Here is a 10608-nt window from a genome sequence, read left to right as displayed (position 1 = left end):
GGGGCCGGGTGGCCGAGACCGGCGGCCGTCGCGCGGGCCAGGACGACGACGGCGAACGGGAGGCCGACGGCGACGGCCCAGACGTGAGCGCCGAACCGGATCCTCCGGACCGGGGCGAGGAGCGCACCGACTCCCCCACCCCCGCCCGGCAGGGCCGCGACGACGACGGCGGCCAGGGACGGCGACCACGCGAGGAGCACGACCGCCGGCGAGAGCTCGTCGGCCCCTACGCCGGTGAGGTGCAGCCAGACGAGGCCGGCACCCGTCAGGGCGGCGAGCAGCGCGAGCCAGCGCCGGAGGAGTCGGCCGCTGCGGGGTCCCATGGCGTCACCCACGCGCTCGTTGCTCGGTTCGCCTCGCGCAGTCGATGCACCACGTGGCGGTGGGCCGAGCCTCCAGCCGCTCGTCCCCGATGGGACGTCCGCATCGTTCGCAGACGCCGAAGGTGCCCGCCGTGACCCGCACGAGCGCGGCGTCGACGGCGGCGACCTGGGACCTGGCCTGCTCGGCCAGCGCGCCCAGCTGCTGGCGCTCCGCGGCGATCGTCGCCCCCTCCGGATCGTGCTCGTCGTCGACGTTGCTGTCCGTCGCGGACTCGACGATGTCGGTGAAGCTCGCCTCGAGGTCGGCGAGCCGCTGCGCCGCGTCGCGTCGCTCGCGGTCCAGCAGCCGCCTGGCCGTCCGGGCATCCATGGGCCTCATCGTCCCATCCCGGGCGGCGGATCAGCGGTCGACGTGGAGGGCCTGGACCGGAGCGATCGCGACGGCGCGACGCGCGGGTGGAGCGGCCGCGACGAGGACGAGGAGGAGTCCCACGACCGCGACGGTCCCGAGGACGGCCCAGGGCAGGCCCCAGACGAACCCGTCGGTCTGGAACCCGACGAGCGACTGGGCGCCGACGGACCCGTAGCCGAGACCGAGGGCGAGGCCGAAGGCGACCGCCGTGCCCGCGAGCGCGGCCGACTCCTTCGTCACCATCGACCGCACCTGGGCGCCGGTGAACCCGAGGGCCCGCAGCAGCCCGATCTCCCGGCGCCGCTGGATGACCGTCAGCGACATCGTGCTGACGAATCCGACGGCGGAGATGACGCACGAGATGACGACGATCGCGACGAGGATCGACGTCATCGTCGAGAGGACCGTGTGGGTCTCCGCCCGCTGCTCGGCCGTGAGGCCGGTCCAGGAGTCGACGGAGACCTGCAGGGCCCGCATACCCGAGGCGATCGTCGTGACGAGGGTGACGCCGATGACCAGACCCATCGTCGAGCGGGTCGTGCGGAGCGGGTCGGCGACGGCGTTGCGACGGGCCACCCGGCTCGGCGGGTCCGACCCGAGGAGCCGGCCGGCGAGCGCCACGAGGCGTGGGACGACGAAGCGGGCACCGATGAGGAGCCCGGTGCCGGAGGTGGCCGCCCCGACGAAGGCGGCGAGGAACCCGGCGAGGCTCCCGCGCTCTCCCAGCCACGCAGCCGCGACGAGGACGAGCGCCCCGCCGGCCATGAGGACGATGGCGAAGGCCGCCCGGACGACGGAGGTCGAGCGGTCCGGTGCGGGTGCCGCCCCCTCGGCGCCGGTCAGCGCCTGGGCCGCCGTGACGCGCAGCACCGACCGGGAGCCCACCCAGCCGGCGGCGAGCGCCATGAAGGAGATCGTCGCGACGGGGGCGAGGAGGAAGGAGCTCGTCACGGGGTACGTCACACCGGGGAGCGTCCCGCGATGGACGAGGACGATGCGGAAGACGTCGGTGGCGAGCACGCCGAGGACAGCGCCCGCGACGGCCCCGAGGGCGCCGACCGCACCGGCGCTGCGCATGACCGAGCCCCGGAGCGTCGCGGGCCGGGCGCCGAGGAGGCGCAGCAGCGCGATCTGCCGCAGCCGCCCCGCGACGACGGTGTCCACGGCATTGACGATGACGACGGCCGAGACGTAGACGGCGATGAGGATGAAGACCGTCGAGACGACGGCGAGCATGAGACCGGCGCTCGTCTGTCCGTCGGTCTGCGTCGCCATCGCCGTCAGGAGGCTGCTCGCGGTGACGAGCACACCGGCATAAGCGCCGCAGAGGCCGGCGACGAGACCGACGGTGCCGAGCTCGCGCGGCGACCCGAGGACCAGCCCGCGCCGGACGCCTGCGGTGCTCATGCCGCACCGACCTCGAGGGAGACCATGAGGTCGGCGATGGCGGCCGGCGCGAGACCCGGATGGTCGCCGACGATCCGGCCGTCGGCGATGACGATGATCCGGTCGGCGTAGGAGGCGGCGACGGGGTCGTGCGTCACCATGAGGATCGTCTGGCGGTACTCGTCGGCCGCGGTCCGCATGAGGCTGAGGACCTCGCGCGAGGAGCGGGTGTCGAGGTTCCCCGTCGGCTCGTCGGCGATGACGACATGGGGGCCGATGGCGAGGGCACGGGCGATGGCGACGCGCTGCTGCTGACCCCCGGAGAGCGCCGCGGGGCGGTGTCCCGCCCGGGCGAGGAGGCCGAGGCTCTCGAGCAGCCCGTCGATGCGGGCCCGGTCGTCGGCCGTGAGGCGCCGGCCCGCGAGCTCGAAGGGCAGGACGACGTTCTCCCGCGCGGTGAGCGTGGGGACGAGGTTGAACGCCTGGAAGACGAACCCCACGTGGTCCCTGCGCAGCCGCGTCCGGCGATCCTCGTCCATCGCGTGGAGCGGCTGTCCGGCGAGCCACACCTCCCCGCTCGTCGGGTCGTCGAGACCGGCGGCGAGGTTCATGAACGTCGACTTGCCCGACCCCGACGGCCCCATGACGGCGGTGAACCGGCTCGGCTCGACGTCGACGGTCACGCCGTCGAGCGCCCGGACGGCGCCGGACCCCTCGCCGTAGACACGGTGGACGTCGCGGAAGGACAGGACGGGGTGCGGCTGGCTCGGGGTCATGGTCTCGACGGTAGGTGGGCGACCCAGGCCGGCGCGTCTGCCGCAGGGCAGCTTCCGCATACATCGCAAGAGGTATGCGGACGGCCCCGCGGGTGCATACTGCGAGCGGAGGGGTGTGCCGGAGGAGGCGGAGTGATGCGGGCGTTCCGCGGGGCCGCGGTCGTGTCGATGGCCGTGCTCCCGCTCGCCCTGGCCGCCCCGGCGCGGGCCACGCCGCCGGGGCCCGTCCTGCGCTACACCTTCGCCCAGGAGACGGGCACGACGGTGACCGACCGGTCGCCGGGGCACCTCGACGGCACGCTCGTCGGGACCTCGGCACCGCGGGCCTACGTCAAGGGCCTCGCAGGTCGTGGGAAGGCGCTCCGGCTCGTCGGCGCGCAGCACCAGTGGGTCGACGTGGGCGACGCTCCGGCTCTCGACGTCGATCGCTACACCATCGCGGCATGGGTCCGCTACACCGGCGTCGAGAACGACGGGACCCTCGGGCGCTGGGAGGTGCTGGAGAAGGCCGGCGCCTACTGGCTCAACATCCGCACGACGGGGCAGGTCCGGGCCGGCGGCTTCTACGGCGGCTGCGACAGCAGGCACTGGGTGTGGGTCGACACGCCGGGCGTCGTGCCCGTGAACACCTGGACGCATCTGGCCGCGACCTACGACGGCACCCGGCTGCGGATCTACGTCGGTGGTGTCCAGGTCGTCTCGCAGGCCGTCACCGGGCGCACCTGCTCCGACGACGAGCCGCTCGCGGTCGGTGCGAAGAGCGCTCCGGCCAAGGGGCTGCTCGAGGCCTTCTTCGACGGCGACCTCGACGAGGTCCGCCTCTATCCGCGCGCCCTGACCGCCGCCCAGGTCGCCGCGCTGGTTCGCTGACCTCGGGCGTGCGCAGCCTCAGACGAGGTCGTGCTCGTAGGCGTAGACGACGAGCTGGACCCGGTCGCGGAGGCCGAGCTTGGTGAGGATACGGGACACATGGGTCTTGACCGTGCCCTCGGCGAGGAACTCCGCCGCCGCGATCTCGGCGTTCGAGAGGCCCTGGGCCGCCCGGACGAGGATCTCCCGCTCGCGCGGCGTCAGGGAGGCGTACTCGGGGCCCGGGGTGGCGGTGTCGCGGGCCCGGAACCGCTCGAAGAGCGCCCGGGTCGCGCCGGCCGCCACGACCTGGTTGCCCGCGGCCACCGCCCTGATCGAGGCGAGGAGCAGCTCGGGCTCGGCGGACTTCAGGACGAACCCGCTCGCGCCCGCCTCGATGGCCGACGCCGCCGCCTCGTCGTGGTCGAACGTCGTGAGGACGAGGACCCGGGGGGCCCGCTCCCCGAGGGCGTCGACGAGCGCGCGGGTCGCGGCCACCCCGTCGACCGCCGGCATCCGCACGTCCATGAGGACGACGTCGGGCCGCACCTCCGCGACGAGACCGGGGACCTGCGAGCCGTCCCCGGCCTGCCCGACGACTTCCAGGTCGGGCTGGGACCCGATGACCATCGCGATCCCGGCCCGGAAGAGCGGCTGGTCGTCGACGAGGGCGACACGGATGGTCATGAGGCGTCCTCCGTTGTGGCACTGGGGATCTCGATACACAGCACCCACCGGCGGCCACGGTCGGTCGGGCCCGCCGACATCGCGCCACCCGCGGACCCGACCCGCTCGGCCATGCCGCGCAGCCCGTGTCCGTCGCCGTCCATCGCCCGAGCACCCGTCCCGTCGCCGCCCATCGACTCCCCCTCGCCCTGTCCGGCCGCGCGGGCATTCTCCACCCGGAGCCGGTATGCCTGCCCCTGCCACTCCTCCTCGACCCGCACCGGTGTCGTGAGGTCGCCGTGCTTGAGGGCGTTCGTCAACGACTCCGCGAAGACCCGCCGCGCGGTGCTGGCCAGGGCCGGGTCGTCCGGCGGCTTACCGCTGCGGCGGACGTCGAGCGTCATGCCCGAGGCCCGCATCCGGCCGACGAGCGCCTCGGGCCGCTCGAACGCCAGGTCGCCCTCGGCGTCCGCGACGCCCGGCTCGCGGAGCCGGGTGAGCAGCTGCCGCACGTCGGTCATCGCGGTGCGCGCCGTCTCCCCGATGACCCCGAGCGCCTCCTCGGCGCGGTCGGGGTCGGAACGCAGCAGGTAGCGCGCCCCGTCGGCCTGCGCGGCGACGACGGCCCACGAGTGGGCGACGACGTCGTGCATGTCGGCCGCGATGCGGGTCCGCTCCTGCTCCTGGGCGACGAGGTCCTGCAGCCGCCGCTCCTCCGCCGACTGCAGCCGCACGGCGATCCCGGCGCGGACCGCCTCCCGCCGCTGCCACCGGACGAACCCGGTGAGCCACCCGCCGAGGAGGACGAGCGCCGCGAGTGCCGCCGTGATCGTCCCGCCGACGGCGACCTCGGGCGTCCCGGCGGCATCGGTGGACTGGTGCAGCGCGGCCCAGGTGCCGGCGACGACGACGCCCGCGACGGCGCTGACGAGTCCGAACCAGCGGACCTTCGCCGACCGGTGCGCCCCGAAGCTGAAGGCGATCGGCGCGTAGGCGAGGTCCGCCACGACGTTGACGTCCCCACCGACGATCTGGGCCACCCCGCCCGCGACGGACAGCCCGAACGCCGCCGGCCACGACACGCGGCGCACCGCGAGCGCCACGGACAGCAGGACGGCCGCGAGGACGGACCACCGGGACTGCGTCGCCCCCACGGCGAGCCCGAGCAGCCCGATGCCGAGCGCCAGGCCGACGTCGAGGAGAAGGGCGCCGCGCCCGAGGGGCCGGTCCTCGCCCCAGACGTCGACGTCGGTCACGTCGCGCCGGCGGCCATCCGCTCACGGCCCGCGCCGAGGACGCTGAGGGGCAGGAGCGTCCGACCCGTCGGGCCGATCTCGATCTCGGTGCCCAGCTGCGGGCAGACGCCGCAGTCGAAGCAGGGCGTCCAGCGGCAGTCGTCGACCTCGACCTCGTCGATCGCGTCGAGCCAGTCCTGCCAGAGCCATTCCTTGTCGAGGCCGGAGTCGATGTGGTCCCACGGCAGGACCTCCGACTCCTCACGCTCACGGGTCGTGTACCAGTCGACATCGACGCCGTATGCCGCGAGCTCCCGCTCCGCGCAGGCCATCCAGCGGTCGTAGGAGAAGTGCTCGCTCCACCCGTCGAACCGCCCGCCGTCCCGCCACACGGCCTCGATGACCCGGCCGACGCGGCGGTCGCCCCGCGAGAGGAGGCCCTCGACGATGCCGGGCTTCCCGTCGTGGTACCGGAACCCGATCGCCGACCCGTAGCGGCGGTCGGACCGGATGGCGGCCCGCAGCTTCTCGAGCCGAGCGTCGGTGCCCTCGGCGGACAGCTGCCCGGCCCACTGGAACGGCGTGTGCGGCTTGGGCACGAAGCCCCCGATCGACACGGTGCACCGGATGTCGCGCGTGCCACTCACCTCGCGCCCGGTCTCGATGACCTTCTTCGCGAGGTCCGCGATCTGCAGGACGTCCTCGTCGGTCTCCGTCGGGAGACCGCACATGAAGTAGAGCTTGACCTGTCGCCAGCCGGCGCCGTAGGCCGCCGCGACAGTGTCGATGAGGTCCTGCTCGGTCACCATCTTGTTGATGACCTTGCGGATCCGCTCGCTGCCGCCCTCCGGGGCGAAGGTCAGCCCGGATCGTCGGCCGTTCCGGGTCAGCTCGTTGGCGAGGTCGATGTTGAAGGCGTCGACCCGGGTCGAGGGCAGCGACAGGCCGGTCTGGGTGCCCTCGTAGCGGTCGGCGAGGCCCTTGGTGATGTCAGCGATCTCGGAGTGGTCGGCGCTCGACAGGGAGAGCAGCCCCACCTCCTCGAAACCCGTTGCGGCGAGCCCGCGCTCGACCATCTCGCCGATACCGGTGATGGACCGCTCACGGACCGGGCGGGTGATCATGCCGGCCTGGCAGAAGCGGCAGCCCCGCGTGCAGCCTCGGAAGATCTCCACCGACATCCGCTCGTGGACCGACTCCGCGAGCGGCACGAGCGGCTGCTTGGGATACGGCCACGCGTCGAGGTCCATGACGGTGTGCTTGCTGACCCGCCACGGCACGCCCGCGGCCCACGGTGCGGGCGCGACCCGCTGGATCCGGCCGTCGGGTAGGTAGGACACGTCGTAGAACGCCGGCACGTAGACGCCGCCGGTCCGGGCGAGGCGCAGCAGCAGCTCGCGCCGGCCCCCCGGCATACCCTCGGCCTTCCACTCCCCGATGATCGCGGTGACGGCGAGGACGGCCTCCTCCCCGTCGCCGACGATCGCCGCGTCGATGAAGTCGGCGACCGGCTCGGGGTTGAACGACGCGTGGCCGCCCATGACGACGATCGGGTCGTCGTCGGTGCGGTCCGCACTGTGCAGCGGGATCCCGGCGAGATCGAGGGCGGTGAGCAGGTTGGTGTAGCCGAGCTCGGTCGAGAAGGAGATCCCGAAGACGTCGAAGTCGCGGACCGCGCGGTGTGCGTCGACGGTGAGCTGAGGCACGCCGTGCTCGCGCATGAGAGCCTCCATGTCGGGCCACACGGCATACGTCCGCTCGGCGAGGGCGTCGGGCCGCTCGTTGAGCACCTCGTAGAGGATCATGACGCCCTGGTTGGGGGCGCCGACCTCGTAGGCGTCGGGGTACATGAGCGCCCAGCGGACGGTGAGCTCCTCTCCCCCGGGACCGAACCCGCCGACGTTCCAGTCCTTGACCGTGGAGTTGAGCTCCCCGCCGACGTACTGGATCGGCTTGCTCACCTGCTCCAGCAGCGGCTCGAGGGCAGCGAAGCGGGACTCACCGGACATGCGGACAGGGTATGCCGCAGTCCCCGGCCTGCGGAAACGCCCCGGGTGGCGGCACACTGGGACGATGGCCGGGGCGTCGGGCACCGACGCCGTCGCCGAGCGGGTCCGCGCGGCGATGGTGGCCGTCCCGCGGGCGGGCTTCCTGCCTCGGGCGCGACGCCGCGACGCCGCCTACGACGGACCGCTCGACATCGGCCACGGCCAGACGAACTCGCAGCCGCGGACCGTCGCCGACATGCTCCGGCTCCTCGCCGTCCGGCCCGGTGACCGGGTCCTCGACGTCGGTGCCGGGTCGGGCTGGACGACCGCTCTCCTCGCCCACCTCACCGGGCCTACCGGGAGCGTCCTCGGCGTCGAACGGGTTCCGGAGCTGGTCCGGTTCGGCGCGGCGAACCTCGAGCGCGCGGGTATGCCGTGGGCTCGGCTCGTCGCGGCGCGTCCCGGGGTCCTCGGGGCCCCTGACGACGGGCCGTTCGACCGCATCCTCGTGTCGGCGGCGCCGCGGCGCCTGCCACAGGGCCTCGTCGACCAGCTGGCCGACGGCGGCGTCCTCGTCATCCCCGTCGGGGCCAGGATGACGCGCCTCGTCCGGCACGTGGGGGACAGCGACGAGGTCAGCGAGCACGGGGCATACCGGTTCGTCCCGCTCGTCACCGACGACTGACCGCATCGCCGACCCGACGCATCCCCGGGCTCGACGCACCCCTGACCCGACGCATCCCTGGGCTCGACGCCTTATGGGGAAGCTGACGCGAGCCAGGACTCTGGTCAGCTTCCCCACAAGGATCGCCGGCAGCCCGGTCGCGGAGCCGACCACGACAACCCGCACGTGCCGTGCCCGCAGACGTCGCCCGGCAGGTGCGGGCTTTCCGTGGCCAGTCGACACGCGCGACCACGACAACCCCGCACGTGCCGAGTTGATGTCGCTTGGCGGCCGCCCGTGGCGCGTCACGTGTAGTGGGCGTCGAGCACGTCGGCGAAGCGCTCGGCGACGACCTTCCGCTTCAGCTTCAGGCTCGGCGTCAGCTCACCGGCCTCGACGGTGAGGTCGTGGTCGAGGATCGTGAACCGCTTGATGGTCTCCCACCGGTTGAGCGTGCCGTTGAGCTCGTCGACATAGCCCTGGACGAGATCCCGGACCTCCGGGGAGGTGACGACCTCGGCATACGGCCGGCCCGCCATGCCGTGGGCGGCCGCCCAGGCCCCGATGGCGTCCGGGTCGAGGGTGACGAGCGCGGAGACGAAGTTGCGCTGGTCGCCGTGGACGACGAGCTGGCTGACGTACGGACAGATGCCCTTGAAGGAGGACTCGATGGCCGACGGGGCGACGTACTTGCCGCCGCTGGTCTTGAAGAGGTCCTTCTTGCGGTCGGTGATCCGCAGGAACCTCCGCTCGTCGAGCTCGCCGATGTCGCCGGTGTGGAACCAGCCGTCGGCGTCGACGGCCTCGGCCGTCGCCTCGGGGTTGTTGTGGTAGCCGTCCATGATCCCCTCGCCGCGCAGGAGGATCTCGCCGTCGTCGGCGATCCGCACCTCGAGCCCGGCGATCTGCCAGCCGACCGACCCGGTCTGCCACGCCTCGAGGCGGTTGACGAAGGCGGCGGAGCTGGACTCGGTGAGGCCGTAGCCCTCGGCGACGGGCATCCCGACGGCGCCGAAGAACCGCGCCACGTCGGGGTTGAGCGCCGCCGAGCCGGAGATGAAGAAGCGGATCCGGCCGCCGAAGCGGGCTCGCACCGTCCGCAGCACGAGGGCGTCGGCGACGCGGTGCCGGGCCGCGAGGAGGGGCGAGGGGCGCCGGCCGTGCTCCATGACGTCGGCGACCTGCCCACCGACCGCGACCGCCCAGTCGAACATCCGCTGCTTCACCCCGCCCTCGGCGGCGATCGCCATCGTGATGGCCGCGTGGGCCTTCTCGAAGATGCGCGGCGCCGCGCCCATGAAGGTCGGCTGGACGACGGCGAGGTTCGGGACGATCCGGTCGATCCGCCCGTCGATCGCCGTCGCGAAGCCGAGCTGGAGGTTGATCGTCAGCAGCTGCTTGCCGAAGACGTGGGCGAGCGGCAGCCAGAGGTACTGCAGGTCGTCCTCGCCCAAGGTGCCCATCGCCTGGCACGCCGCCGCCTGGTAGGTCCACGTCCGGTGGAGCAGCCGGACCCCCTTGGGCCGGCCGGTCGTCCCCGAGGTGTAGATGAGCGTGGCGAGCTGGTCCGGCCGGGCGCCGTCGATACGCGCGTCGACGACGCCGGGGTCGGTCTCCAGGAGCTCGGCGCCCCGGGCCTCGAGGTCGTCGAGCGTCACGACCCAGCCGGGGTCGGCGGCCGACGCGACATCGCCGTCGAGGACGACGACGGTCCGCAGGGCGGGCACCGCGTCGCGGATCCCCTCCAGCTTGGCGAGCTGCGCGGCGTTCTCGGCGAAGACGGCGACGCTCTCGGAGTCAGTGAGGATGTATGCCACGTCCTCGGGCATCGTCGTCGGGTAGACGGTCGTCGTCGCCCCGCCGGAGCGCATGACGGCCAGGTCGGCGAGCGCCCACTCGTACCGGGTGCCGGACGCGATGGCGACGCGCTGCTCCGGGCCGATCCCGAGGGCGACGAGTCCCGCCGCGAGCCGCCGGACGCGCCGGTCCGCCTGGCTCCACGTCACGTCGTGCCACGTGTCGACGCCGTCGGCGTCCGTCGTGGGGTACCTGAAGGCGATCCGGTCGGGAGTCCTGCGGACGCGGTCGCGGAAGAGGGCGCCGACGCTCGCCGGGCGGTCGGTCAGCAGCGCCGGGTCGTAACGCTCGGCGCTGGGGTCGGGCAGGACGGACGGCTGGAGCGGCATGACGGCATCCTCGGCGCTCGGGGGGCTTGCGGTGATGCTGCCACAACGCCCCGGCGAGCGGCTCCGGTTCCGCGGCCGCGCCGAGGCGGCTCGCACCCGGGCGACCGCGGCCCGGGCGACCGC

10 protein-coding genes are annotated in these 10608 nt (G+C 73.5%); 2 read left to right on the top strand and 8 right to left on the bottom strand.

Going from position 1 to position 10608, the window contains the following annotated elements:
• The 4 genes from BN12_RS25120 to BN12_RS10525 all read right to left on the bottom strand — a co-directional run.
• On the bottom strand, window positions 1-323 hold a 323-nt coding region (locus BN12_RS25120), incomplete at its 3' end, for a hypothetical protein (RefSeq protein WP_200901190.1).
• A 4-nt stretch (window positions 324-327) separates the two neighbouring features.
• Window positions 328-693, bottom strand: a complete 366-nt coding sequence (locus BN12_RS10535) for a TraR/DksA family transcriptional regulator (protein ID WP_048552303.1) — start codon at window positions 691-693, stop codon at window positions 328-330.
• A 30-nt stretch (window positions 694-723) separates the two neighbouring features.
• Window positions 724-2142 carry an ABC transporter permease gene (locus BN12_RS10530; RefSeq protein WP_048552302.1) on the bottom strand — a complete coding sequence of 473 codons (1419 nt, stop codon included), beginning with the start codon at window positions 2140-2142 and terminating at the stop codon, window positions 724-726.
• A complete protein-coding gene (locus tag BN12_RS10525; RefSeq protein ID WP_048552300.1) occupies window positions 2139-2897 on the bottom strand; it encodes an ABC transporter ATP-binding protein in 759 nt (252 codons plus the stop codon). The genes BN12_RS10530 and BN12_RS10525 overlap by 4 nt, the downstream gene beginning before the upstream one ends.
• A gap of 135 nt (window positions 2898-3032) precedes the next feature.
• On the opposite strand from BN12_RS10525, the gene BN12_RS10520 reads away from it, so the two are divergent.
• Complete coding sequence (locus BN12_RS10520) at window positions 3033-3767, top strand: LamG domain-containing protein (protein WP_048552296.1); 735 nt, start codon at window positions 3033-3035, stop codon at window positions 3765-3767.
• Window positions 3768-3785: 18 nt separating this feature from the next.
• Here BN12_RS10520 and BN12_RS10515 read toward each other — a convergent pair whose 3' ends face one another.
• The 3 genes from BN12_RS10515 to BN12_RS10505 are packed head-to-tail and all read right to left on the bottom strand — an operon-like array spanning window position 3786 to window position 7656.
• Entirely contained in the window at window positions 3786-4433 is a 648-nt protein-coding gene (locus BN12_RS10515) for a response regulator (RefSeq protein ID WP_048552294.1), read from the bottom strand.
• On the bottom strand, window positions 4430-5668 hold the full coding sequence (locus BN12_RS10510; RefSeq protein ID WP_048552292.1) for a sensor histidine kinase: 1239 nt from the start codon (window positions 5666-5668) through the stop codon (window positions 4430-4432). Before BN12_RS10510 ends, BN12_RS10515 begins: the two co-directional genes overlap by 4 nt.
• On the bottom strand, window positions 5665-7656 hold the full coding sequence (locus tag BN12_RS10505; protein WP_048552290.1) for a TIGR03960 family B12-binding radical SAM protein: 1992 nt from the start codon (window positions 7654-7656) through the stop codon (window positions 5665-5667). The genes BN12_RS10510 and BN12_RS10505 overlap by 4 nt, the downstream gene beginning before the upstream one ends.
• A 64-nt stretch (window positions 7657-7720) precedes the next feature.
• Between BN12_RS10505 and BN12_RS10500 the strand changes: the two genes are divergently transcribed.
• A complete protein-coding gene (locus BN12_RS10500) occupies window positions 7721-8320 on the top strand; it encodes a protein-L-isoaspartate O-methyltransferase family protein (protein WP_048552288.1) in 600 nt (199 codons plus the stop codon).
• Window positions 8321-8604: 284 nt separating this feature from the next.
• Here BN12_RS10500 and BN12_RS10495 read toward each other — a convergent pair whose 3' ends face one another.
• Window positions 8605-10485: an AMP-dependent synthetase/ligase gene (locus BN12_RS10495; protein WP_048552286.1), complete on the bottom strand. Its 1881-nt coding sequence runs from the start codon at window positions 10483-10485 to the stop codon at window positions 8605-8607.
• Window positions 10486-10608 lie beyond the last annotated feature (123 nt).

Origin of the sequence: Nostocoides japonicum T1-X7, from assembly GCF_001046855.1 — a bacterium.
Taxonomy (GTDB): domain Bacteria; phylum Actinomycetota; class Actinomycetes; order Actinomycetales; family Dermatophilaceae; genus Nostocoides; species Nostocoides japonicum.
The sequence above is the reverse complement of the archived record's forward strand: the minus strand, read 5'-3'. Positions and strand labels throughout refer to the sequence as shown.

What these genes read in the sequence shown, in the direction of transcription:
- BN12_RS10525 (WP_048552300.1), bottom strand. Translation starts at nt 2,897, where the DNA reads ATGACCCCGAGCCAGCCGCACCCCGTCCTGTCCTTCCGCGACGTCCAC.
- BN12_RS10520 (WP_048552296.1), top strand. Translation starts at nt 3,033, where the DNA reads ATGCGGGCGTTCCGCGGGGCCGCGGTCGTGTCGATGGCCGTGCTCCCG.
- BN12_RS10495 (WP_048552286.1), bottom strand. Translation starts at nt 10,485, where the DNA reads ATGCCGCTCCAGCCGTCCGTCCTGCCCGACCCCAGCGCCGAGCGTTAC.
- BN12_RS10530 (WP_048552302.1), bottom strand. Translation starts at nt 2,142, where the DNA reads ATGAGCACCGCAGGCGTCCGGCGCGGGCTGGTCCTCGGGTCGCCGCGC.
- BN12_RS10535 (WP_048552303.1), bottom strand. Translation starts at nt 693, where the DNA reads ATGGATGCCCGGACGGCCAGGCGGCTGCTGGACCGCGAGCGACGCGAC.
- BN12_RS10500 (WP_048552288.1), top strand. Translation starts at nt 7,721, where the DNA reads ATGGCCGGGGCGTCGGGCACCGACGCCGTCGCCGAGCGGGTCCGCGCG.
- BN12_RS10505 (WP_048552290.1), bottom strand. Translation starts at nt 7,656, where the DNA reads ATGTCCGGTGAGTCCCGCTTCGCTGCCCTCGAGCCGCTGCTGGAGCAG.
- BN12_RS10515 (WP_048552294.1), bottom strand. Translation starts at nt 4,433, where the DNA reads ATGACCATCCGTGTCGCCCTCGTCGACGACCAGCCGCTCTTCCGGGCC.